This is a genomic window from Nocardioides sp. SLBN-35, assembly GCF_006715725.1.
GTDB lineage: Bacteria > Actinomycetota > Actinomycetes > Propionibacteriales > Nocardioidaceae > Nocardioides.
Genome location: NZ_VFNU01000001.1, coordinates 2372856 through 2396877, shown reverse-complemented (window position 1 = coordinate 2396877; position 24022 = coordinate 2372856). Strand labels below are relative to the sequence as shown.

Here is a 24022-nt window from a genome sequence, read left to right as displayed (position 1 = left end):
CGACGTTAACACGAGTTATTCAGTGTAATTAGTGTGGTTGGCGGCCGAGTGTCGCGCAGAGCAGGTCGACGTACCGCTCGCGGTCGGCGCGGACCGCCACCGTCACCCGCCCCCGGGCCTCGTCGACCTCGGCGGCGAAGCGCGTGGCGCCGTACGTCGTCGGGTCGGTGCGCTCGACCCGCACCGCCGCGCGCAGGGTGGTGAGCAGCCCGGGCTCGACCAGCGCGGCGACGGCCAGGGGGTCGTGCACCCGCGCTCCGCGGTCGAGCCGGCTCGCGGCGAGGTCCGCGGCGGCACGGGCGGCCGGGGTCCCGAGAGCACGCCACCGGTCCAGGTCCGCACTGCTCAGCGCCGCGGACGCCGTTGCGTCGGCCGTCACCAGCAGCACCTCGCGGAACGGCGCCGCGAGCACGGTGGCGGCGGCATCCGGGTCGGACCAGACGTTGCGGTCGGCGTACGGCGTCACCCCGGGCTCGCGGTGCGTGCCACCGAGCACCACCAGCCGGGCCACGGCGCCGGTCAGCGAGCGGTCGGCCGCCAGCGCCGCGGCCAGGTTCGTCAGCGGCCCGGTAGTCACCAGGGTCACCGGCGCGGCAGCTCCGGCCAGCGTCGAGAGCAGCCAGGACGTGCCGGGGCGCACGTCGACCTCGACACCGCCCCGCTCGACCATGCCTCGCACGGAGGCTGCCTCCTCCTCGCTCGCCGTGGACACGCCGAGCAGGTCGAGGCCCGGATGGAGGACGGCGAGCAGGATCGCGATGGCGTCGTCGGTCCCGGCGTCGCAATCGAGGACCAGCGGGACCGGGGTCACGCCAGATCCTCGTCGCGCAGCGAGCGGTAGGCCACCCGGGCGCTCACCGCCCGCTCGAGCTCGCGGATCACCACGGAGAAGAACTGCCGGCGGTAGAGCTCGTCGGTGACGGCGTACACCGTGAAGTAGAGGCCGCTGAAGGCGGCGAGGAAGGTCGAGACCCGCAGCAGCTCGAGGCTGAGCCGCTCGCCGAACAGGTGCCCGACCGGGCCGTCCAGCGCGTGCACCGGGTGGGCGAGCCACAGCTCGAGCACCTCCGGCTCCATCGCGACCAGGCCGAAGACGATGAAGAAGGCGAAGACCGCGAGGGCGAGCAGCAGCACCTGGACCGTCTGCGTGACGAGCAGGACCAGCACCAGGTTGGCCTTCTGCAGCCCGCTGACCTCGGCGTCGACCGCGCCCACCCGGTCGACGCGGGCGGCGATCCGCCGGGCCGCGGGCTCGAGCGGGGTGCCGGTGCAGGCCTCGATCAGCTGCGCCGACTCGACCTCGTCGTCGACGCTGTCGAGCTCCTCGGGCAGCCGGGTGAGCAGGAAGCCCACGGCGATGGCCGCGAACAGCAGCACCGCCACCCACAGCACCCCGCCGTCCAGGCTCGCCGCGACCTGCCAGACCTCGGTGTTGATGAACAGGAAGGTGATGAACAGCAGCAGCAGCGGCAGGGCGCGCGTCACGAGCGGGAGCATCAGCCCCATCGAGCGGAAGGTACGCCGGATCGCCCAGCCCACGATCAGCCACGCACGCAGCACGGCGACGGCGTACATCGCGAGCACGACGCCGAACGCGGTCAGCGCGGCGCCGAGCGCGGAGGCCACACCGAGCCACGGCCCGGTCACGAGGCCGGCCACGACGGCCAGCACGCCGGCCACCGCCAGGGCAGGGACCAGGCGCGCGCGGCGCAGCCCTCGGGCGACCGCGGCGCGGTAGCCGTCGACGAAGTAGGGCAGCCCGTGCTCGACGAACCACCGCTCGGCGGCGGCGAGGTCGTCCCGCGCCCCGGTCATCGCAGCCCCGTCAGTCGGCGAGGATCGCCCGGGCCCGGTCGACGTCGTCGGCCATGGCGGTGAGCAGCTCCTCGATCGAGTCGAACCGGACCATGCCGCGCAGCCGCTCGACGAAGGCGACCTCGACCTCGAGGCCGTAGAGGTCGAGGTCGGTGCGGTCGAGCACGTAGGACTCGACCCGCCGCTCGCGCTCGCCGGCGAAGGTCGGGTTGGTGCCGACACTGATCGCGGCCGGGTACGACGTACCGGCGTCGGGGCCGTCGTGCACCGTCAACCGGCCGGCGTACACACCGTCCGCCGGGGCCGCGGCGCCCGGACGCACCGGCACGTTGGCGGTCGGGAAGCCCAGCTCGCGCCCGCGCTTGTCGCCCTCGACGACCGTGCCGGTGACGGTGAAGACCCGGCCGAGCGCCTCGGCGGCGCCGGTGACGTCGCCGGCCGCGAGGCAGGTGCGCACGTAGGTGGACGACCAGACCTGGGGTCCGCCGTCGAGGCTGACCTCCTCGAGGACGAAGTCGTGCTCGAGGCCGGCGCTGCGCAGCAGGTTGCAGTCCCCGGCGGCCCGGTTGCCGAAGCGGAAGTTCGCCCCGACGACCACGGCCCTGACGTGCAGGGTGTCGACCAGGATCCGGTCGATGAACTCCTCCGGCGTCCAGGCCGCGATGTCGCGGGTGAAGGGGATGACGAGGACGTCATCGACACCGGTCTCGCCGAGCAGGCGCAGCCGCTGGTCGATCGTGGTGAGCGTCGGTGGGGCGTGCTCGGGGCGCAGCACGGCGATCGGGTGCGGGTCGAAGGTCACCGCGACCACGTGGTCGACGCCGACCTCGGCGGCCACCTCCCGCGCCCGTCGTACGACGTGCTGGTGGCCCAGGTGCATGCCGTCGAAGTTCCCGATCGTCGCGACCGTGCGACCGAGGTCGCCGGGCACGTCGGAGAAGTCACGCCACACTCGCACGGCCGCAACTCTCCCACATGGTCACTCAGCCGACGAAGACGGCCGCCGGGCGCGCCGCGCCGCCCTCGGGACGGTAGAGCGCGAGGAACTCGCCGTCGGGGGCGAACACCCCGGTGAGCGCGTCGATGGCGAGCGGCAGTGGCCGGCCGTAGCGGACCGCCTGCGCCTGGCCGGCGTCGAGGTCGAGCGCGGGGAAGCTCGCGCGCGCCGCGTCGGCGAGCGGGGTCACGGTGACGTCGTCGAGGTCGGTGACCGCGCCGTCGAGGGTGAACGGCCCGACGGCGGTACGACGCAGCGCGGTCAGGTGACCGCCCACGCCGAGCGCGGCGCCGACGTCACGCGCGATCGCGCGGATGTAGGTGCCGCTCGAGCAGCGGACCGTGATGTCGACGTCGAGGTAGTCCCCCACGACCCGCTGGTCGTGGACGGTCAGCTCGTGGACGGTCACCGGCCGCGCGTCGAGCTCGACCTCCTCGCCGTCGCGGACCCGCTGGTAGGCGCGCTTGCCATCGACCTTGATCGCGCTGACGGCCGTCGGCACCTGGAGGATCTCGCCGACCTGGGTCGCGAACTGGGCGCGGACGGCCGCGAGCTCGAGGTGACCCGTCGGCGTCGCGGTGACGAGCTCACCCTCGGCGTCGTCGGTGGTGGTCGAGGCGCCGAGCCGCACCGTGGCGTCGTACGCCTTCTCGGTGAGCATGAGGTGCCCGAGCAGCCGGGTGGCGCGCTCGACGCCGAGCACCAGCACCCCCGTCGCCATCGGGTCGAGGGTACCGGCGTGGCCGACCTTGCGGGTGCCGACCGCCCGGCGCACGCGGGACACGACGGCGTGCGAGGTCATGCCGGCGGGCTTGTCGACGACGACCAGGCCCGACGGCACGGCGGGCTTGGCCACCACTAGTCGTCCTCGGCCTCTTCGTCGACGACCTCGCGCGGCTTCTTGTAGGGGTCGGCCTCGCCGGCCGGCTGCGCGCCCTCGCGGGCCGCGGCGACGGCCGCGTCGGCCTCGCGGGCCCGGGCCAGCACCTCGTCGAGGTGGCGGGCGGTCTCGGGGACGCCGTCGAACTCGAAGGCGAGCGACGGGACGTGGCGCATGCCGAGCTGCTTGCCGACCTCGGAGCGCAGGAGGCCCTTGGCGGACTCCAGCGCGGTCGCGGTGGCCTGCTGGTCGGCGTCCTCGCCGAGCACCGTGTAGTAGACGGTCGCGTTCTGCGCGTCGCCGGTGAGGCGGACCTCGGTGACGGTGACGAAGCCGAGGCGCGGGTCCTTGATCCGGCGCTCGAGCATCTCGGCGACGATCACCTGGATCCGGTCGGCGATCTTGCGTACCCGCGGGCTGGCCATGGTCTGTTTCCTATCACTAGAACGGCGGCGCCGCCCGCCCCTGTGCAGGGACGGGCGGCACCACGAGGTGTTGCCGGCGTGCGTCAGCCGCGCGGGATCTCCCGCATCTCGAAGGCCTCGACGATGTCGCCCTCCTTGATGTCCTGGAAGTTCTTGAGCACGAGACCGCACTCGAAGCCTTCCCGGACCTCGGCCGCGTCGTCCTTCTCACGCTTGAGCGAGGCGAGGTCGAGGTTGTCGGCCACCACGGCGCCGTCGCGCAGGACGCGGACCTTGGCGTTGCGGCGGATGACACCACTGGTGACCATGCAGCCGGCGATGTTGCCGATCTTGGACGAGCGGAAGATCGCACGGATCTCCGCCTGACCGAGAGCGTGCTCCTCGTACTCCGGCTTGAGCATGCCCTTGAGGGCCGCCTCGATCTCCTCGATCGCCTGGTAGATGACCGAGTAGTAGCGGATCTCGACGCCCTCCTTCTCGGCCATCTGACCCGCCTTGCCCTGCGGGCGGACGTTGAAGCCGATGATGATCGCGTCGGAGGCGGCGGCGAGGTCGACGTTGGTCTCGGTGATCGCACCGACACCGCGGTCGATGACCCGCAGGCTGACCTCCTCGCCCACGTCGATCTGGGCGAGGGCGTCCTCGAGAGCCTCGACCGAACCGGACACGTCGCCCTTGAGGATGAGGTTGAGCTCCTGGCTCTCGCCCTTCTCCATGGAGGCCATGAAGTCCTCGAGGGTACGACGCACGCGGCGCTTGGCCTGTAGGGCCGCCCGCTCCCGCGCCTCACGCTTCTCGGCGATCTGGCGTGCCATCCGGTCGTCCTCGACCACGAGGAAGTTCTGGCCGGCGCCCGGGACGGACGAGAGGCCGAGGACCATCGCCGGACGGGCCGGGTCGGCCTCGGTCAGCTCGTTGCCGTGCTCGTCGAGCATGGCGCGGACGCGGCCGTGGGCCGGACCGGCGACGATCGAGTCGCCGACCCGCAGCGTGCCGCGCTGGACCAGGACGGTCGCGACCGGACCGCGACCGCGGTCGAGGTGCGCCTCGATGACCAGGCCCTGGGCGTCCTGCACCGGGTTGGCCCGCAGGTCGAGGGACGCGTCGGCGGTGAGCACGACGGCCTCGAGCAGCTTGTCGAGGTTGAGCCCGGCCTTGGCCGAGACGTCGACGAACATCGCGTCGCCGCCGTACTCCTCGGGCACCAGGCCGTACTCGGAGAGCTGGCCACGGACCTTGGTCGGGTCCGCGCTCTCCTTGTCGATCTTGTTGACCGCGACCACGATCGGCACGTTGGCGGCCTTGGCGTGGTTGAGCGCCTCGACCGTCTGCGGCATGACGCCGTCGTCGGCCGCGACCACCAGCACCGCGATGTCGGTCGCCTGGGCGCCACGGGCACGCATCGAGGTGAACGCCTCGTGACCCGGGGTGTCGATGAAGGTGATCCGGCGGTCAGTGCCGTCGACCTCGGTGTGGACCTGGTAGGCACCGATGTGCTGGGTGATGCCGCCGGCCTCACCCGCGACGACGTTGGCGTCGCGCAGCGCGTCGAGGAGCTTGGTCTTTCCGTGGTCGACGTGACCCATGACGGTGACGACCGGCGGGCGGACGACCAGGTCGTCCTCGCTGCCCTCGTCGGCGCCGAACTCGAGGTCGAACGTCCCGAGCAGCTCGCGGTCCTCGTCCTCCGGGGAGACGACCTCGACGACGTAGTTGAGCTCGTCACCGAGCAGCTCCAGCGTCTCGTCGCCCACCGACTGGGTGGCCGTGACCATCTCGCCGAGGTGGAAGAGCATCTGCACCAGCGAGGCGGCGTCGACGCCGATCTTCTCGGCGAAGTCGGTCAGCGAGGAGCCCCGGGCGAGACGGACCGTCTCGCCGTTGCCCTTGCGGACCCGCATGCCGCCGATCGTCGGGGCCTCCATGGCCTCGAACTCCTGGCGACGCGCCCGCTTCGACTTGCGACCGCGGCGCGCGGGACCACCCGGGCGACCGAAGGCACCCTGGGTCTGGCCGCGCTGGCCGGGACGACCGCCGCCACCGGGACGACCGCCGCCACCGGGGCCGAAGCCACCGGGACCGCGACCGCCGGGAGCTCCCGCACCGGCACCGGCACCGGGACGACCCGGGGCACCAGCGCGACCGGGACCACCCGGACCACGACCACCGGGACCGGGGCGACCGGGGCCACCCGGGCCACGACCGCCGCCGGGGCCGCCCTGCCCGAAGGAACCGGCGGACTTCGGCATCATCGCCGGGTTGGGACGCGGCATGCCGGGACGGCCAGCGCCGCCGCCGGCACCGGCCGGCGGCCGCGGGCCGGCCGGACCGGCCTCACCCTCGCGCGGCGGCGGAGCGGGACGACGCCCCATGCCCTGGCTGGGTGCGAACGGGTTGTTGCCCGGACGCGGGGTGCCACCGGGCTTGCCGACCGGACGCGGAGCCGGGGCCGGCGCCTTGGGCGTCGGGGGCTTCGGCGCACCGGGCTTGGCAGCCGGGGCGGCGGGAGCGGCCGGAGCCTCAGGGGCCTCGGGCGCAGCCGGGGCCGCGGCAGCGGCGGGCTGCTCCTCGACGGCCGGCGCCTCGGGAGCGGCGGCAGCCTTCGGACCGGGCCGCGGGCCCGGGCGGGGACCGCCGGGCTTGGGCGCGGCAGCAGCCGGCGCCTCGGCCGCGGGGGCCTCAGCAGCGGGGGCCTCGGCAGCAGGAGCCTCGGCGGCGGGCGCCTCGGGCGCGGCAGCGGCCTTCTTGGCCGGAGCCTTCGGGGCCGGCTTGGCGGCCTCACCGGCGGACTCGCCGGCAGGCTTCATCTTGGCGAGGAGCTCGGCTCCGTAGGTCGCCTCGAACTTCTTCACGGCGGGGAGCTCGATGCTCGACGACGCCGTCTTGGCGAACTCGCCAATGTCACTGAGCATCTTGAGCGCGTCGGCGCTCTTGATGCCGTACTGCTTCGCGAGTTCGGAAACTCGGGTCTTGGCCACGGTTCTCCTTCTGGCCCAAGACCCGGGTTGGATCTCTAGACCGTTGGTGGGTGGTGCAGAACGAACTGGCTCATCGCGAGGTACTCATCGAGTGCTCATGAGCTGTTGCTCCAGTCTCTGTCGGTCGGATCGGTCCGAGCTGCGGCCGCCTGGGCGACGTACTCCCCCACCGGCACGCTGGAGTGCCCACCCGCGCCCGGAGCGATCCGGAGCGCACGGGAGAAGGCCTTCCGCCGTACCGCGAGGTCGTAGCAGCCGGTCGTGGGGTGCAGGTGCGCTCCACGGCCCGGCGCGGTGCCACCAGGATCCGGGACGACGGCCGGCTGGCCGTCGGGTCCCGAGCCGGCGGTCACCCGCAACAACTCGCTCTTGGTGGCGCGTGCCCGGCATCCGATGCAGGTCCGGACGGGCCCCGGGATCGGGACGGCGTCAGGGCGTGCAGGGGAATTCGGTCGGTGTGCCACCGAGAACCAACTCTACCGGTTGGGGTGCCGAGTTCACGAACCGGGAGGTGCGTGACGCCGACCCGGCGCAATCCGCCCTCCTCCGCTTCGCTCCCCCGGTGCGTTTCCGCCGGGTCGGCTGCATCCCCTCGGACTCGTCAGCCGGCTGCGCCGGCCTCCTCATCCGAGTGGATGTCGATGCGCCAGCCGGTCAGGCGAGCAGCGAGGCGGGCGTTCTGGCCCTCCTTGCCGATGGCCAGCGACAGCTGGAAGTCGGGGACGACGACGCGGGCCGAGCGGGCGGCCGCGTCGACCACGGTCACCGACTGGACCTGGGCCGGGGACAGGGCGTTGGCCACGAGCCGGGCCGGGTCGTCGGACCAGTCGACGATGTCGATCTTCTCGCCGCCGAGCTCGGCCATCACGTTGCGCACCCGCTGGCCCATCGGGCCGATGCAGGCACCCTTGGCGTTGACGCCCGAGACGGTCGACTTCACCGCGATCTTGGTGCGGTGGCCGGCCTCGCGGGCGATGGCGGCGATCTCGACGGTGCCGTCGGCGATCTCGGGGACCTCGAGTGCGAAGAGCTTCTTGACCAGGCTCGGGTGGGAACGGGACAGGGTGACCTGCGGGCCGCGCATGCCCTTGCGGACGGAGACCACCAGGCACTTGATCCGGGTGCCGTGGCGGTAGTCCTCGCCGGGGACGCGCTCGCTGGCGGGCAGGTGGGCCTCGATCCGGCCGAGGTCGACGAGCACGTCGTCGGGGTTGCGGCCCTGCTGGATGACGCCGGAGATGATGTCGCCCTCCTTGCCGGAGAACTCGCCGAACTTGATCTCGTCCTCGGCGTCGCGCAGCCGCTGCAGCATGATCTGCTTCGCGGTCGTCGCGGCGATGCGGCCGAAGCCGTCCGGGGTGTCGTCGTACTCGCCGACCTTGTTGCCCTCGGCGTCGAGCTCGGCGGCCAGCACCGTGACGTGCCCGGTCTTGCGGTTGAGCTCGACCCGCGCCTGCGAGACCGAGCCCTCGGTCTTGTGGTACGCCGTGAGCAGCGCCTGCTCGATCGCCTCGACGAGGACGTCGAACTTGATCTCCTTCTCGCGCTCCAGCGTCCGGAGGATGCTGAGGTCGATGTCCATCAGTCGGCGTCCTTGTCGTTCTCGTCGTTCGTGTCGTTCTTCATGTCTTTGCGGTTGAACTCGATCTGCACCAAAGCCTTGCGCACCTCGCTGTAGGCGACCCGGCGCTCGCCGCCGTCGACGGCGAGATCGACGCCCTCGTCGTCGCTGGTGCCGATCCGGCCGGTCACGGTCGCGTCGTCGGCGAGCGACACCTTCACCAGGCGCCCCTCGTTGCGGCGCCAGTGGCGCGGCAGGGTGAGCGGCCGGTCCACGCCGCGGGAGGTGACCTCCAGCGTGTACGGCAGCTCGCCGAGGGCCTTGGCTCCCCCGTCGGGGCCGTCGTCCTCCAGGACCCGGTCGATCACCTTGGTCGCCGACGCGACGTCATCGAGGGTGAGCCCGCCGTCGGTGTCGACGGCGATCCGCAGCACGCGACGCTTCCCGGCGGGGGTGAGCTCCACGGCCTCGAGGTCGAGGCCCAGCTCGGCGAGCGGAGCGACGAGGACGTGCTCGATCCGCTCTGCTGTCGCTCCCTGAGCGGAATGAGTACCCATGGTGAGTCTCCCCGTGTCCTGTTGTGGCTGTGCGAGGCACACGATACCCGGCCGCCCCCTGCCCGATAGGGTCGCCGGGTGCCTGCAGGTCCCCGCCCCGTCCCCCGACGGCTCGTCCTCCTCGGCGGGATCGGCGCAACGACGCTGGTGCTGACCGGATGCGACGCGATCGACGACGTCCTCGGCTCGGGCGACGACCCGGGCGTGTCGGGCGCGGTGACGCCCACGGCGCCCGCGGCCGACGCCGACAGCACCCTCGTCGAGACCGTCCTGGCCGCCGTCTCGACCACCGGCGCGCTGGCCGCGGCGACCGCGGACGCACTGCCCGGCCTCAAGGTCGCCGCCCGCCTCGCCCGGGTCCACGACGCCCACGCCGCCGAGCTCGGCGGCTCTGTCACCGCGACCGCATCGGAGGTCGCCGCGGACCGCCCGGCGGCACGCGCCGCCCTGGTCACCGCCGAGACCGCGCTGCGCGACCGGCTCGTCGGCGCTGCCCGCGAGGCGCACAGCGGCGGTCTCGCCCAGGTGCTGGCCTCGATGGCCGCCGCCCTCGCCCAGGTCCTCGTCGGCCCCGCCAGCCGGCCCCCCGCCACGCTGCCCGCCGCGGCCGGCGACCCCCCGCCCGCCGTCGAGGCCCTGCAGACCACGCTCGCCGCCGAGCACGCCGCCGTCTTCGTGTACGGCGTCCTCGGCGGCCAGACCTCGCAGTCCGGCTCCGCCGCGCTGTACGCCGCCCTCACCTCGGCGTACAGGACCCACCGGACGCGCCGCGACGACCTGATGGCCCGGCTGCGGGCCGCCGGCGCCGAGCCGGTCGCCGCCGAGCCGGGCTACGGCCTGCCGGCGGACCTCGGCACGCCCGCGGCGGTCACCGACCGTGCCCGCGCGCTCGAGGAGTCAGCGACGCAGACCTACGCCTACCTCGTCGCCAGCACGACCGGCGAGGCACGCGCCTGGGCTGTCGACGCGCTCGTCGACGCCGCGGTGCGCAGCACCGCCTTCGGTGGCCGGCCGGACCGGCTGCCCGGCCTCTGAACGCCCCAAAAACGCCACCGGTTCGCGACCTCCGACATCCGGGGAACTCCCGAGACGTCCCCCGAAGCCGGGGTCGCGAACCGATGGTGACCGGGGACAACGGTCATCAGGCGACCGGGAGAGGTGGGGCTCACCGTCCGCCGTGTGCACAATCATGCAACAGAACGCGTCCGAGGGCCCGCGGTTGCGATCCTCATAAATGTGCACTGCACAAACCTGCAGATGAGGGAACCCTCACCTGAGTCCGATCAGCGCCAGGGAGCGAGCAGTCCGGGCAGCTCGGAGAGGCGGTGCGCGACGGCGTCGGGCTCGCCCTCGGTGTGGCCCACCTGGTCGGCCGGGATGGTGCTGTGCGGGACGTGCACGGCCCGCATCCCCGCGTTCTGCGCGCCCCAGACGTCGTCGAAGAGCCGGTCGCCGACGTACACACAGGCGGCGGGGTCGGTCACGCCGACGGCGTCCATGGCCGCGCGGAAGGCCTCGGGCGAGGGCTTCGTCCACGGGACCTCGCTCGTGTAGACGTCGCCGTCGAGGAGGTCGAGGACGCCGTCGCGCTCGAAGTACCCGCGGTGCCAGGCGCGCGGCCAGATCGTGTTGGACAGGACGCCGACCTTGATCCCCTCGCTGCGCAGCCACCGCCACAGCGGGCCGACCTCGGGGTCAGTGAGGGTGTGCGGCTCCCAGAACGCGTAGTAGGCGTCGAGCAGGTCCGGGTCGTGGTCGAGGCCGGCCGCGTCGAACAGGTCGCCGATGGTGGCGCTGCGCTGGTGGTCGCGGCTGCGGCCCCAGACCACGCTGCCGGCCTCGTGCAGGCGGACGGCGTGCGCGTGGTGGTCGTCGGACGTGTCCGGCGTTGTTCGCACGGCCTGCGCGAGGGCGAGCGACTCCGCGTGGAAGTCGATGTCGTGCCAGGCGGTCAGCGTGCCGCCCCAGTCGAAGATGACCGCGTCGACCGCCACCGGGATCAGCCCCGGACGATCGCCGTCAGCGCGGCGACGGCGTCGCCGAGGGCGACCTCCTGCCGCTCCCCGCTGCGCCGGTCCTTGATCTCGATGACCTTGTTGTCGGGATCGGCCACGCCGCGCCCGACGGTGACGATGGTCGGTACGCCGATCAGCTCGGCGTCCTTGAACTTCACCCCGGGGCTGATCTTGCCGGCGCGGTCGTCGTAGATGACGTCGAGGCCGGCGGCGGTGAGCCCCGCGACGAGCTCGTCCGCCGCGGCGAACACGGCCTCGTCCTTGCCGGCAGCGACGACGTGGACGTCGGCGGGCGCGACGTGGCGCGGCCAACACAGGCCGATCTCGTCGAGGGTGTCCTCGGCGATCGCGGCCACCGCGCGCGTGACGCCGATGCCGTAGGAGCCCATCGTGACGGTGACCAGCTTGCCGTTCTCGTCGAGCACCTTGAGGTCGAGCGCGTCGGCGTACTTGCGGCCGAGCTGGAAGACGTGGCCCATCTCGATGCCGCGGGCGGTCTCGAGCGTGCCCTCGGTGCAGTTGGGGCAGGCGTCGCCGTCGCGGACCTCGGCGGCCTCGATGGTGCCGTCAGCGGTGAAGTCGCGGCCGGCCACGAGGTCGATGACGTGGGAGCCGTGGACGTCGGCGCCGGTCACCCAGCGGGTGCCGTCGGCGACCCGGGGGTCGAGGAGGAAGCGGATACCGGACTTGCTCTCCTCGCCGAGCGCTCCGGGCCCGATGTAGCCCTTGACCAGCGCGGGGTGCTTGGCGAACTCGGCCTCGTCCATGGGCTCGACCTCGATCGGCTCGAGCTGGCCCTCGAGCCGCTTCTGGTCGACCTCACGGTCGCCGGGTAGGCCGATGGCGAGGGGCTCGCGGGTACCGTCGGGGTGCTTCAGCACGACGACGACGTTCTTGAGCGTGTCACCGGCCACCCACGGACGGTCCTCGCGGGGATAGGCCGCGTTGAGGTGGGCGACCAGCGTGTCGATGGTCGGGGTGTCGGGGGTCGGCTCGGCGTGGGCGGCCGGCAGTGCGTCGTACGACGTGGGCGCGGGCGGGCGGACCTGCACGGCCTCGACGTTGGCGGCGTAGTCGCAGTGGGTGCAGCGGACGTAGGTGTCCTCGCCGACCTCGGCCTTGGCGAGGAACTCCTCCGACTTCGAGCCGCCCATCGCGCCGGCGGTGGCCTTGACGATGGCGTAGTCGAAGCCGAGCCGGTCGAAGATCCGGACGTAGGCGTCGCGGTGGTTCTGGTAGGACACCTCGAGGCCCGCGTCGCTGACGTCGAAGGAGTAGGAGTCCTTCATCGTGAACTCGCGCCCACGCAGCAGGCCTGCGCGGGGCCGCGCCTCGTCGCGGTACTTGGTCTGGATCTGGTAGAGGCTCAGCGGCAGGTCCTTGTAGGAGCTGTACATGTCCTTGACGAGGAGGGTGAACATCTCCTCGTGCGTGGGACCGAGGAGGTAGTCGGCGTCCTTGCGGTCCTTGAGCCGGAAGATGCCCTCGCCGTACTCGGTCCAGCGGTTGGTCGCCTCGTAGGGCTCGCGCGGCAGCAGCGCGGGGAAGGACACCTCCTGCGCGCCGATCCCGTTCATCTCTTCGCGGATGATGCCCTCGATCTTGCGCAGCACGGCCAGGCCCAGCGGCAGCCAGGTGTAGATGCCCGGCGCGGCGCGGCGGATGTAGCCGGCGCGCACGAGCAGCCGGTGGCTCGGGACCTCCGCGTCCGAGGGGTCCTCGCGCAGGGTCCGAACGAACAGGGTCGACATCCGCATCAGCACGGGCCGAAGCCTACGGCCGGGCCCCGCGGCGCAGCGAACCAGTAACGCTCAGGCCGCGCGTGCCGCCTTCAGCATCGCGCGGATCATCGGCACCTGGAGCGGCAGCCGGGCCAGCGTGCCGGCCTTGAGCACCGCGTTGTCGCCGCGCTGGGCGTCGAGCGCCATCTTCACGTTCCCCGGGAGCACGCCGGCCAACAGCGCCGCGCCGGCGTACGCCGCGACCCGGCGGGTGCGCGGGTGCAGCATGCCGGCGGCGCAGGCCAGCTCGGCGACACCGCTCCACGTCACCCACGGCCGTGGGCCGCCGGGCAGCTGCTCGGGAACCAACGGCTCGAACACCTGCGGGCGGACGAGGTGCACGACGCCGCTGGCGACGAAGGCTCCGGTGACGGCCTTGGCCGTGAGGGGGACGGTCATGTCCCCACTCTGTCAGCCGACCTGTCAGCCGAGGTCGAGCAGGTTGCGCCGGCCGAGCTTGTAGAGCACCTTGTCGGCCTGCTTGAGCAGGGCGAACTCGGGCGGGTCGTAGAGCGTGAAGGTCTTGGCCCGCGCCGCCGGCGAATCGGCCTCGTCGAGGAGCGCGTTGACGGCGTGCCGGGCCGACTCGTTGGCCCCCTCCATCGTGGCCAGGTCGATGTCGGTCTGCACGAAGTCGCCGCTGAGCAGCAGGTTGGGGATCCGGGTGCGGGCGGTCGGCCGGCTGGACCAGGAGTCGACGGTGTTGACCAGCAGCGGCGTCTCGTTGGTGTTGCGGCCGGCCGCGGCGTTCCACTGGACGCCGGGGTCGAGGAACCACGAATGGATGATCCCCTCGGGCAGCAGGTCGCCGGCGGTGTGGTGGTCGCGGATCTGGGCGAGCACCTCATCGGCGATCTCCTGGCGGGTGCACTCCTTGGCCGGCTTGCCGTACAGGATCCCGGGCGCGTCCCAGTTGGAGACGTCGACGGAGAGGATGTCGACCACCTCCCCGTCGCCGTAGTCGCGGGAGACCACGCGGTCCGCCCAGAACTGGCCCTGGGTCAGCGCGGTGAGCGCCCACGGAGAGTCGATGAAGGTGATGTGCCCCTTGGTGATCGGCACCGGTGCGCGCAGGAAGAACTGGATGCCCACCATCCAGTCGGTCTTGAGCGCCGAGAGCCGCTGCAGGCCGGGGTCGAGGGCGAGGACGTCCGGAGTCAGGGTCGGGACCACCCGCTCGACCGGCATCGCGCTGACGAACCAGTCCGCCTCGACGCGGCTCGTCGCGCCGGCGGCGTCGGCGAGGACGGCAGCGGTGATCCGCCCGCCCGCGGTCTCGTAGCGGACCAGCCCTTGGCCGGCGACGAAGCGGACGCCGCGCCCGCGCAGGTAGGTCAGCCACGGGTCGATCCAGGCCTCGTTGGTCGGCAGGTCGAGCACCCGGTCGAGCGCGCCGTCGTTGCCCCGACCCATCATGTTGTAGACGAAGGCCTCGCCCATGTTGCCGATGGTGCGGGTGCTGGCGATGGTCTCCTTGGCCGCGACCAGGTTGCGGGTGAGGCCGGCGGCGAGGATCTTCTGGTACGGCGTGGACCGCTTCGCCGCGCCGACGAAGTCCCACCAGCTGACCTTCTCCCACTGCCCGAGACGGCGCTCGTCGCAGCTGGTGAGGAAGACGAGCAGCCGCTCGACGAAGTAGGTGAACTCGTGTGGAGGCACGGCGGAACCGCCGAGCGTGTCGCGCAGGAACCGGCGCAGGCCGTCGACCGTGAGGACCTGCTGCGGGTCCGGCCCGATGCCGAACACGAAGGCGTCGGCGTGGTCGCCGGAGCGCAGGAACTTGCCGCCGCTGGCGGCGACCAGGTTGTCGCCGACGGTCCCGTTCCCGAACGGGATCCGTCGCATCGTCTCCGGGACGTGGTGGTAGAAGCCGGGGAAGAACCGGAAGCCGTGCTCGCCCGGCAGGTCGGCGCGACCACCCGCGGCGGTGCCGGCGACCGGGATGCTGCGGGCCTTGCCGCCCCAGGCGGACGGCTCGAAGACGGTCACCTCGAAGCCCCGCTCGACGAGCTCGTGCGCGGCGGTCAGTCCGGCCATGCCGCCACCGAGGACGGCGACCCGCTTGCCGGGAGTGGCCGCGAACGCCGGGGCCAGCCCGGTGCCGGCGAGGACCGCGCCGGCGCCGACGGCACCCGCGGACGTGAGCAAGGTACGACGGTCCAGCTGCGCCATCGGCGATCACCCCATGATCTCCAACCGACACTGGTGTCGGTTAGTCGTTGACAGCGAGTATCGTGACCTGAACCACATCCGGTCAAGAGAGACGCCCGCAACCGACGTTCCTGTCGGTCCGGGCGACCGCAGCGAGGAGGCGTCGTGAGCACCACCGAGGGCCTCCGCCGGCGGCTCAGCGCATCGGCTCGCCGCGAGCGGATCGAGGCCGCGGCGGTCGAGGTGTTCGCCGCCCGTGGGTACGACGCCGCGTCGGTCGGCGAGATCGCGGGTGCTGCCGGCGTCAGCAGGACCGTGCTCTACGACCACTTCCGCTCCAAGCGCGACCTCTACCTCCACGTCCTGGACACCCAGAACGCCGCCATGCTGGCCGAGGTGGGTGCCGGCATCACTGGGGCGGGGGCGGGCCGGGACCGGATGCGGGCGACCGTGGCGGCGTACCTCTCCTTCGCGCGGCAGCGTCCCGCCGCCCGCCGGATCCTGGTCGACCCGATCCCGACCGGCGACCCCGAGCTGGACCGGGCGCTGCGGACCTTCCGCACCGCCCGCACCCAGGCGGTCGCCACCATGCTCGGACCCGACCTCGACCGCGCGGGCCTCCCCCACGGCTCGACCGCGGCCGAGGTGGTCGTCGAGCTCCTCATCACCGGCGTCGACGGCGTCGCCCGCTGGTGGCAGGAGCACCCGGCGGCGAGCCTGGACGAGGTGACCGACGTCGCCGCGCGACTCCTGTGGGCCGGGCTGCCCCACCTCGGCGAGGTCAGAACATGACGGTCGCGAAGCGCGCGGTCTCGGTGAACCCGACCCGCTCGTAGGCCTTGCGGGCCGCGTGGTTCCAGTCGTTGACGTAGAGCGACACCGAGGGCGCGATGCGGGCCCGCACGTGCCGCACGACCGCGGCCATGCCGGCGGTGGCGATCCCCTCGCCGCGCCGGTGTGGTGGCACCCACACCCCCTGGATCTGGGCGGCGTCCGGGGTGGCGCAGGCCACCTCGGCCTTGAAGACCAGCTCGTCGCCGTCGTACCGGACGAAGGACCAGGCCCGGCTGACCAGCTGGGCCACCCGGGCGCGGTAGAGGTCGCCTCCCCCGCCGAGCTCGGGCGAGACCCCGACCTCCTCGGTGTACATCGCCACGCACGCCGGGTAGAGCGTGGGGACGTCCTCGGGCGTGCCGTGTCGCACCCCGTGGTCGGGCGCGACCAGTGGTTCGGCGTCGATGACGAGGTGGCGCTGGTCCCAACGAACGTCGCGCGGCTGCCCCCACTCCCGGCCGACGTGGCCCCAGAACGCGCGGACGGCGTCCTGCGGCCCCACGATCGTCGAGGCGGTACGACGCCGGGCCAGCGCACGTCCCGCGAACACCTCCGCGTCCTCGGGCGTGGCCTGCACCGGCACCAGGTTGGCGGCGACGTGGCACGCCGCGACCAGGTGACCGCCGTCGAACCGGCCCCACATCTCACCCCCGAGCCAGCGCGGCTCGAGGTTCGTGGTGTGGGCGCGGTGGATCGCGAACACGTTGACCACGGGGTCGCGGCCGGCGAGGGCCACGAAGGCGGGAAGGTCTGCCTGCGCGAGGACGCGCACGCCGTGCCGGGTGGTCAACACGCGACCACACTAGTGGCGATGGGGCACCCAGGTCCTCAGGAGACCGAGACCGTGGCCTCCGCGCCCTCGACCGGCTCCATCGACTCGGCGATCTTCATCGCCTCCTCGATCAGGGTCTCGACGATCTCGGCCTCGGGGACGGTCTTGATGACCTCGCCCTTGACGAAGATCTGGCCCTTGCCGTTGCCGGAGGCGACGCCGAGGTCGGCCTCGCGCGCCTCGCCCGGGCCGTTGACGACACAGCCCATGACCGCGACGCGGAGCGGGACCTCGAGCCCGTCGAGGCCGGCCGTGACCCGCTCGGCGAGCGTGTAGACGTCGACCTGGGCCCGGCCGCAGGACGGGCAGGAGACGATCTCGAGCTTGCGTGGGCGCAGGTTGAGCGACTGCAGGATCTGGATGCCGACCTTGACCTCCTCGACCGGCGGCGCCGAGAGCGAGACCCGGATCGTGTCGCCGATCCCGCGCGAGAGCAGCGCACCGAAGGCAGTGGCGGACTTGATCGTGCCCTGGAACGCGGGGCCGGCCTCGGTGACGCCGAGGTGCAGCGGCCAGTCGCCCTGCTCGGCGAGCAGCTCGTAGGCACGGACCATCACGACCGGGTCGTTGTGCTTGACCGAGATCTTGAAGTCGCGGAAGCCGTGCTCCTCGAACAGGCTCGCCTCCCATACGGCGGACTCGACGAGCGCCTCCGGGGTGGCCTTGCCGTACTTCTCCAGCAGCCGCTTGTCGAGCGAGCCGGCGTTGACGCCGATCCGGATCGAGGTGCCGTGCTCCTGGGCCGCCTTCGCGATCTCCTTGACCTGGTCGTCGAACTTCTTGATGTTGCCCGGGTTGACCCGGACGGCGGCGCAGCCGGCCTCGATCGCCGCGAAGACGTACTTCGGCTGGAAGTGGATGTCGGCGATCACCGGGATCTGGCTGTGCTTCGCGATCTCCGGCAGTGCGTCGGCGTCGTCCTGGCTCGGGCAGGCCACGCGGACGATGTCGCAGCCCGCGGCGGTCAACTCGGCGATCTGCTGGAGCGTGGTGTTGACGTCGGAGGTGAGCGTCGTGGTCATCGACTGCACCGAGATCGGGTGGTCGCTGCCGACCCCGACCTTGCCGACCCGGATCTGGCGGGTCCGGCGGCGGGGAGCGAGCACCGGCGGGGGCGCCTCGGGCATGCCCAGGCTGATGGACGTCATGGCGTCAAGACTACTTTCCGCAGCGGGTGGATCAGGATTCGAGGTGAACCGGTACGACGATGTCGCCGACGATGAGCACGATGCCCATGACGAGGATCGCCAGGCCGACGACGTACGCGATCGGCAGCAGCTTGGCCACGTCGACGTAGCCGGGGTCGGGGCGGCGACGCAGCCGGGCCCAGCCACGGCGCACGGCCTCCCACAGGGCACCGGCGATGTGGCCGCCGTCGAGCGGCAGGAGCGGCACGAAGTTGAACATGCCGATGAAGAAGTTGAAGCCGGCGACCAGCATCAGCAGGGAGACCAGCTTCGCCTTCACCGGGATCTCGGTGTGCGAGGCGGTCTCGCCGGCCAGCCGGCCGCCGCCGACGATGCTGACCGGGCCCATCGGGTCGCGTTTCTCGGCGCCGACGATCGCCTTGGCGACGCCCCAGACCTTGGCCGGCAGCGTGGCGAGGGACTTCACCACCTCGACGGTCATCGAGCCCATCTGGTCGACGGTGTAGACGACGCCGCCGGTGGTGGGGTGCGAGCGGGGGACGACGCCGAGGAAGCCCACCGTCTTGTCGACCTTGTCGCCGGCCTTGAGCGGCGGCTTGACCACGGTCTGGGTGCGGAAGGTCTGCTCCTTGCCGTCGCGCTCGACGACGACCTCGGCCTGCCCGGTGCCATTGGCCTTGACCAGCCGCTGGACCTGCGACCAGCTGGTGACCTCGGTGCCGTTGAACGACACGATCCGGTCGCCGGCCTCGATCCCGGCCGCGTGGGCGGGCGTGGGACTCTGCGCGAGCTCCTCGGGGGTGCACACCCGGCCGGACTCCTCGGCCGGGAGCACGCAGGCGTTGACCTCGGCGATGGTCGTCTCGACGGTCTGGTCGCCCGGGTTGCCGTAGGTCGCGAACACACCCGCGAACAGGAGGAAGGCGATGGCGATGTTCACCGTCGGGCCGCCGCCCATCACGATGACCTTCTGCCACCACGGGAACTTGTAGAAGAGGCGGTCGGCGTCCTCGGGGCGGATCGTCTCCCACTCCGCCGCGCGGGCGTCCGAGATCAGCTGGGTGAACATCCCGGTGTTGGACTTGCGGACCCGGACCACCTGGTTGCCGTCGGCGTCGAGCTCGACCCGGTCGGCCAGCGCGACCGCGTCCGGCGGGAGCATCCCGACGATCTTGACGTAGCCGCCGAGGGGGATCGCCTTGACGCCGTACTCCGTCTCACCGACCTGCTTGCTCCACACGGTGGGGCCGAAGCCGATGAAGTACTGCGTGACCTTCCCGCCGAACCGCTTCGCCGGGATCATGTGGCCGAGCTCGTGGAGCCCGATCGACGCCAGGATCGCCGCCGCGAAGACGACGACACCGAGCAGGTAGAGCAGAGCGGTCATGGGCGGGTTGCGGTCCTCGAGTCGATGAGCTGGGTGGCCGCCTCCCGCGCCCACGCGTCCGCGCCGAGGACGTCGTCGAGGGAGAGCTGCCCCTTCGAGGGTACGTCGTGGGCGGCTAGCGCGCTGGCGACCACGTCGACGATCCCGGGGAATCCGAGGCGACCGGTGCGGAAGGCCTCCACCGCGACCTCGTTGGCGGCGTTGTAGACCGCCGGGGCGGTGCTGCCCTTCTCCCCCGCCTCGCGGGCGAGCGCGACGGCAGGGAAGGCCTCGTCGTCGAGGGGCAGGAACTCCCAGGTCTCGGCGCGGGTCCAGTCCACGGCGGGCGCGGCGTCCGGGACCCGGTCGGGCCAGGCCAGGCCGAGGGCGATCGGGATCAGCATGGTCGGCGGGCTGGCCTGCACCAGCGTGGAGCCGTCGACGAACTCGACCATCGAGTGCACGACGCTCGTCGGGTGCACCACGACCTCGATCCGGTCGAACGGGATCCCGAAGAGCAGGTGCGCCTCGATCACCTCGAGGCCCTTGTTGACCAGGGTCGCGGAGTTGATCGTGATCACCGGGCCCATGTCCCAGGTGGGGTGGTTGCCCGCCTGCTCGGGCGTGACGTCGGCGAGCTCCGCGCGGCTGCGGCCGCGGAAGGGTCCGCCGCTCGCGGTCAGCACCAGTCGTCGTACCTCGTCGGGGGTGCCGCCGCGCAGGCACTGCGCGAGCGCGCTGTGCTCGGAGTCGACGGGCACGATCTGGCCGGGCCTCGCCTTGTCGAGCACGAGCGGGCCGCCCATGACGAGCGACTCCTTGTTGGCCAGCGCCAGCGTGGTGCCTGCCTCGAGCGCGGCCAGGGTCGGGAGCAGTCCCACGGCGCCGGTGATGCCGTTGAGGACGACGTCGCACTCCTGCTGGGCGGCCTCGACGCTGGCCTGCTCGCCGAGCCCGTGGAACCGGGGCGCGAACTCCGCGACCTGCTGGGCGAAGAGGTCAGGGTTGCCGCCGCCGGCGGTCAGGCCCACCACCCGGAACCGGTCGCGGTTGGCCCGCACCAGGTCGAGCGCCTGGGTCCCGATCGAGCCGGTCGAGCCGAGGATGACGACGTCCTTCACGTGGTCATCCTCGCAGGAGCGACGTCACAGTCCGGAATCCGCCGAAATGCCGGTTCGGGGCGCCCGGACCCTTCATGCTGTGGCGGTGCTCCGTCCTGTCCCCGCGCTCCTGGTCGTCCTGCTGACCCTCGGCGGGGTGACGCTCGCGTCGCCGGCCGAGGCGATGCCGCCCGAGGTCGCGAAGGGCTGCACGGGCAAGGTGGCGCTCACCTTCGACGACGGTCCGGCCCGCGGTACGACGCACCGGCTGGTCCAGGTGCTGCGCCGCAACCAGGTCCCGGCGACGTTCTTCATGGTCGGGCAGCGGGTCGCGGCCAGCCCGGCGGCCGCGCTCGAGGTCGAGCAGGCCGGGAACCTGGTGGCCAACCACAGCTGGGCGCACCGCGACATGAGCCGCCAGTCCTACCGCGACGTGCGGCGCTCACTGCGCGCGACGCGACGCGCGATGAAGGCCGCCGGGCTGCACCCGACCGACCTGATGCGCCCGCCGTACGGCGCCCTCGCGAAGCCCGCACGCCGGGCGATCCGGGCCTCCGGCTACGTCCCCGTCCTGTGGACCGACGACTCGCTCGACTGGAAGTCGGGCAGCTCGCAGCAGATCGCGCGCCGGATCCTCGCGGGCCTGCACCCTGGCCGCAACATCGTGCTCCAGCACGACGGCGTCAACCGCTCGCCGATCTCAGTCGGCGCCGTGGAGCGGGTGATCCGCGTCGCGAAGCGGCGCGGCTACTGCTTCACCGCACTCGACGAGAACGGCCGTCCCGGGTTCCCGACGCCACTGGTCACCGCGGTCGCGAAGGACGCCGTCGAAGGCACCGACGCGGTCGTCACCCTCGAGCTCGCCCAGCCCGCCGGCCGCGCCACAGCGGTGGTCGTCGAGGCCGCCTCCGGTACGGCGCTCGTCGGCTCCGACCTGCCCGCCCTCCAGGCCCGGGTGGAGATCCCGGCCGGCAAGGTCCGGGTCACGGTGCGGATCCCGGTCGCCACCGACGCCGTCCTGGAGCCGGCCGAGACGTTCTCGGTCGTGCTCCGCGACCCCGAGGGCGTGCGGGTCGGCCAGCCAACGACGGTCACCGTGATCGACGCCGCGAACGCGCCGCGCATCGACCTGCCGGGCCCGCCGTTCCTGCCGCTGGGACCGACGTTCAGCTGAGTCTCCGAATCGTTCGATCGAATGGTTCGAGGGACTTGGGCGCCCGGAAATCCCCCTAACCGTTCGATCGAACGATTAGGGGGAGTCAGCCGGCGGTCAGCTGAGTCGCCGCGGTGTGCGGGTCGACCTCGCCCGCGACCACCGCGGCGGCGAGCTCGTCGAGCCGGTCTCCCTCGCCGACGCTGCCCCAGCGCTTGCGGAGCGCGGTGAGCGCGAGGGTCTCGATCTCGTCGCGGGCGCGGCGGACCCGGCGGCGGCCGAGCTCGCCACTGTCGCGCAGCCAGGCTGCGTGCTCGTCGATCGCGTCGACGACGTCGGTCACGCCGTCGCCGTTGGACGCGGTGGTCTTGAGGACCGGGGGCCGCCAGGCGCCGTCGCGCCGCTCGGCGAGGCCGAGCATGGACCGCAGGTCGCGGCGTACCTTGTCGGCGCCCTCGCGGTCGGACTTGTTGACGACGTAGAGGTCGCCGATCTCGAGGATGCCGGCCTTAGCGGCCTGGATCCCGTCGCCCATCCCGGGCGCGAGCAGCACGATCGTCGTGTCGGCCTGGCCGGCCACCTCGACCTCGCTCTGGCCGACGCCGACGGTCTCGACCAGGACGACGTCGAAGCCGGCGCCGTCGAGCACCCGCAGCGCCTGCGGCGTGGTCCAGGCCAGGCCGCCGAGGTGGCCGCGGGCGGCCATCGAGCGGATGAAGACGCCGGGGTCGAGGACGTGGTCACCCATCCGGATCCGGTCGCCCAGCAGGGCGCCGCCGGAGAACGGCGAGGACGGGTCGACGGCGAGGACGGCGACCCGGCGCCCGCGCCGGCGCAGCTCGCCGATCAGCGCGTTGGTGGACGTCGACTTGCCGACGCCCGGGGAGCCGGTGAGCCCGATGACGTGGGCGTGACCGGCGTGCGGCGCCAGCGCCCGCATCAACTCGGGCAGCAGCGGCGACTCGTCCTCGACGAGCGACACCAGCCGCCCGACCGCGCGCGGGTCGCCCTCGCGGGCCTTCTCGACCCATGCAGGAACGGCCGCCGCGGTGATCCCGCGACGGCCGCCCTGGATGTTGCTCGCGTCAGGCAACGCTGTCCGCTCGGCCGATCAGCTGGCCGGAACCCGCAGGACCAGCGCGTCACCCTGGCCGCCACCGCCGCACAGGGCGGCGGCACCGAGGCCACCGCCGCGACGCTTGAGCTCGAGCGCGAGGTGCAGCGTGATCCGCGCACCGGAGGCACCGAGCGGGTGACCGATGGCGATGGCGCCACCGTTGACGTTGACCTTGTCCTCGTCGATGCCGAGGGCGCGGGCCGACTCGATGCCGACGGCGGCGAAGGCCTCGTTGAACTCGACCAGGTCGAGGTCGGCGGCGGTCAGGCCCGCCTTGTCGAGGGCCTTCTTGGTGGCGTTGGCCGGCTGCAGCTGCAGGGTGGAGTCCGGGCCGGCGACCTGCCCGTGGCTGACGATCTCGGCGAGGATCGGGAGACCGAGCTCCTCGGCCTTCTTCTTGCTGGTCACCACGACCGCGGCGGCGCCGTCGGAGATCTGCGAGGACGAGGCAGCGGTGATCGTGCCGTCCTTGGCGAACGCCGGGCGCAGGCCCGCGAGGCCCTCGGCGGTGGTGTCGCCACGGACACCCTCGTCCTGGCTGACGACGACCGGGTCGCCCTTGCGCTGCGGGATCGACACCGGGACGATCTCGTCGTCGAAGACGCCGTTCTTCTGCGCGGCGGCGGCGAGCTGGTGCGAGCGGGCCGCGACGGCGTCCTGCTCCTCACGGGTCAGCGGGGTCTCGCGGCACGCGTTGGTCGCCTCGGTCAGGTTGCCCATGCCCTGCTGGGTGGCCTGGTCGAAGAGCGCGTCGTAGGCGAGCGAGTCGACGAGCGCGGTGTCGCCGTACTTGAAGCCCTCGCGGCTCTTCGGGAGAAGGTGGGGGGCCTGGGTCATCGACTCGGTGCCACCGGCGACCACGATGTCGGCCTCGCCGGCACGGATCAGCTGGTCGGCCTGGGCGATGGCGTTGATGCCCGACAGGCACACCTTGTTGACGGTGATGGAGGGAACCTGCGGCGGCAGGCCGGCGGCGAGACCCGCGGTACGCGCGGGGTTCTGACCGGCACCGGCCTGGAGCACCTGGCCCAGGATCAGGTAGTCGACCTGGTCGCCGGAGACGCCGGCCTTCTCCAGCGCGCCCTTGATCGCGACACCGGCGAGGTCCGCGGCCGACAGGGTCTTGAGGGCGCCGAGGTGGCGACCGATCGGCGTACGGGCGCCGGCGACGATGACGCTGGGGTTGTCGGACATGTTTCCTCCGTGCAGACGTGTGGTCGGAACTCTTTCGAGCGTACTCGTGGGTAGCGGGACCCGGCGAGGGGTCCATCGTGCGGTCGGTGAGGCACTCGTCACACCACTCCGGGTAGCG

The 24022-nt window shown here is 72.4% G+C and carries 22 protein-coding genes; 3 read left to right on the top strand and 19 right to left on the bottom strand.

Going from position 1 to position 24022, the window contains the following annotated elements; all coding sequences use genetic code 11:
- Window positions 1-28: 28 nt before the first annotated feature.
- The 9 genes from FBY23_RS11600 to rimP form a co-directional block, all read right to left on the bottom strand.
- A complete protein-coding gene (locus tag FBY23_RS11600) occupies window positions 29-811 on the bottom strand; it encodes a nucleoside hydrolase (protein WP_141798284.1) in 783 nt (260 codons plus the stop codon).
- Window positions 808-1815: a hypothetical protein gene (locus FBY23_RS11595; protein ID WP_141798283.1), complete on the bottom strand. Its 1008-nt coding sequence runs from the start codon at window positions 1813-1815 to the stop codon at window positions 808-810. Before FBY23_RS11595 ends, FBY23_RS11600 begins: the two co-directional genes overlap by 4 nt.
- A 10-nt stretch (window positions 1816-1825) precedes the next feature.
- Window positions 1826-2773, bottom strand: a complete 948-nt coding sequence (locus tag FBY23_RS11590) for a bifunctional riboflavin kinase/FAD synthetase (RefSeq protein WP_141798282.1) — start codon at window positions 2771-2773, stop codon at window positions 1826-1828.
- A 25-nt stretch (window positions 2774-2798) separates the two neighbouring features.
- Window positions 2799-3671, bottom strand: coding sequence for a tRNA pseudouridine(55) synthase TruB (truB, locus tag FBY23_RS11585; RefSeq protein WP_222117801.1), 873 nt, complete (start codon window positions 3669-3671; stop codon window positions 2799-2801).
- Complete coding sequence (gene rbfA, locus FBY23_RS11580) at window positions 3671-4117, bottom strand: 30S ribosome-binding factor RbfA (protein ID WP_141798281.1); 447 nt, start codon at window positions 4115-4117, stop codon at window positions 3671-3673. Before rbfA ends, truB begins: the two co-directional genes overlap by 1 nt.
- An 83-nt stretch (window positions 4118-4200) precedes the next feature.
- Window positions 4201-7095 carry a translation initiation factor IF-2 gene (infB, locus tag FBY23_RS11575; RefSeq protein ID WP_141798280.1) on the bottom strand — a complete coding sequence of 965 codons (2895 nt, stop codon included), beginning with the start codon at window positions 7093-7095 and terminating at the stop codon, window positions 4201-4203.
- A 95-nt stretch (window positions 7096-7190) separates the two neighbouring features.
- Window positions 7191-7559 (bottom strand): YlxR family protein, encoded by a 369-nt coding sequence (locus FBY23_RS11570; RefSeq protein ID WP_260805915.1) that lies wholly within the window; start codon window positions 7557-7559, stop codon window positions 7191-7193.
- Between the two features lie 137 nt (window positions 7560-7696).
- Entirely contained in the window at window positions 7697-8677 is a 981-nt protein-coding gene (gene nusA / locus FBY23_RS11565; RefSeq protein ID WP_141798279.1) for a transcription termination factor NusA, read from the bottom strand.
- The gene (gene rimP, locus FBY23_RS11560) at window positions 8677-9213 is read right to left on the bottom strand and encodes a ribosome maturation factor RimP (protein ID WP_141798278.1); all 537 of its coding nucleotides are present in this window, start codon (window positions 9211-9213) and stop codon (window positions 8677-8679) included. The genes nusA and rimP overlap by 1 nt, the downstream gene beginning before the upstream one ends.
- Before the next feature lie 78 nt (window positions 9214-9291).
- On the opposite strand from rimP, the gene FBY23_RS11555 reads away from it, so the two are divergent.
- Window positions 9292-10248, top strand: a complete 957-nt coding sequence (locus FBY23_RS11555; protein WP_141798277.1) for a ferritin-like domain-containing protein — start codon at window positions 9292-9294, stop codon at window positions 10246-10248.
- Between the two features lie 248 nt (window positions 10249-10496).
- On the opposite strand, the gene FBY23_RS11550 is transcribed toward FBY23_RS11555, so the two are convergent.
- From FBY23_RS11550 to FBY23_RS11535, 4 genes are read right to left on the bottom strand one after another with little or no spacing between them, the layout of a single operon-like run.
- Entirely contained in the window at window positions 10497-11207 is a 711-nt protein-coding gene (locus FBY23_RS11550; protein WP_141798276.1) for an HAD family hydrolase, read from the bottom strand.
- A gap of 5 nt (window positions 11208-11212) precedes the next feature.
- A complete protein-coding gene (locus FBY23_RS11545; protein ID WP_141798275.1) occupies window positions 11213-12991 on the bottom strand; it encodes a proline--tRNA ligase in 1779 nt (592 codons plus the stop codon).
- A gap of 48 nt (window positions 12992-13039) precedes the next feature.
- On the bottom strand, window positions 13040-13408 hold the full coding sequence (locus tag FBY23_RS11540; protein WP_141798274.1) for a DoxX family protein: 369 nt from the start codon (window positions 13406-13408) through the stop codon (window positions 13040-13042).
- Between the two features lie 24 nt (window positions 13409-13432).
- Window positions 13433-15181, bottom strand: a complete 1749-nt coding sequence (locus FBY23_RS11535; RefSeq protein WP_141798273.1) for an FAD-dependent oxidoreductase — start codon at window positions 15179-15181, stop codon at window positions 13433-13435.
- Between the two features lie 144 nt (window positions 15182-15325).
- Between FBY23_RS11535 and FBY23_RS11530 the strand changes: the two genes are divergently transcribed.
- Window positions 15326-15952: a TetR/AcrR family transcriptional regulator gene (locus FBY23_RS11530; protein ID WP_141798272.1), complete on the top strand. Its 627-nt coding sequence runs from the start codon at window positions 15326-15328 to the stop codon at window positions 15950-15952.
- Here FBY23_RS11530 and FBY23_RS11525 read toward each other — a convergent pair.
- The 4 genes from FBY23_RS11525 to dxr are packed head-to-tail and all read right to left on the bottom strand — an operon-like array spanning window position 15942 to window position 20461.
- On the bottom strand, window positions 15942-16787 hold the full coding sequence (locus tag FBY23_RS11525; RefSeq protein ID WP_141798271.1) for a GNAT family N-acetyltransferase: 846 nt from the start codon (window positions 16785-16787) through the stop codon (window positions 15942-15944). The two genes, FBY23_RS11530 and FBY23_RS11525, sit on opposite strands and share 11 nt — an antisense overlap.
- Before the next feature lie 35 nt (window positions 16788-16822).
- Entirely contained in the window at window positions 16823-17974 is a 1152-nt protein-coding gene (gene ispG, locus FBY23_RS11520; RefSeq protein ID WP_141798270.1) for a flavodoxin-dependent (E)-4-hydroxy-3-methylbut-2-enyl-diphosphate synthase, read from the bottom strand.
- Between the two features lie 31 nt (window positions 17975-18005).
- Entirely contained in the window at window positions 18006-19361 is a 1356-nt protein-coding gene (locus FBY23_RS11515) for an RIP metalloprotease (protein ID WP_141798269.1), read from the bottom strand.
- The gene (dxr, locus tag FBY23_RS11510) at window positions 19358-20461 is read right to left on the bottom strand and encodes a 1-deoxy-D-xylulose-5-phosphate reductoisomerase (protein ID WP_141798268.1); all 1104 of its coding nucleotides are present in this window, start codon (window positions 20459-20461) and stop codon (window positions 19358-19360) included. Before dxr ends, FBY23_RS11515 begins: the two co-directional genes overlap by 4 nt.
- A gap of 85 nt (window positions 20462-20546) precedes the next feature.
- Here dxr and FBY23_RS11505 point away from each other — a divergent pair, with 85 nt between their 5' ends.
- Entirely contained in the window at window positions 20547-21614 is a 1068-nt protein-coding gene (locus tag FBY23_RS11505) for a polysaccharide deacetylase family protein (protein WP_160158222.1), read from the top strand.
- 85 nt (window positions 21615-21699) lie between these two features.
- Here the strand turns inward: FBY23_RS11505 and meaB are convergent, their stop codons facing one another.
- Both meaB and FBY23_RS11495 read right to left on the bottom strand, forming a co-directional pair.
- Window positions 21700-22647 carry a methylmalonyl Co-A mutase-associated GTPase MeaB gene (gene meaB, locus FBY23_RS11500; RefSeq protein WP_141800998.1) on the bottom strand — a complete coding sequence of 316 codons (948 nt, stop codon included), beginning with the start codon at window positions 22645-22647 and terminating at the stop codon, window positions 21700-21702.
- Between the two features lie 57 nt (window positions 22648-22704).
- Window positions 22705-23904 carry an acetyl-CoA C-acetyltransferase gene (locus FBY23_RS11495; protein ID WP_141798266.1) on the bottom strand — a complete coding sequence of 400 codons (1200 nt, stop codon included), beginning with the start codon at window positions 23902-23904 and terminating at the stop codon, window positions 22705-22707.
- Window positions 23905-24022: the final 118 nt, after the last annotated feature.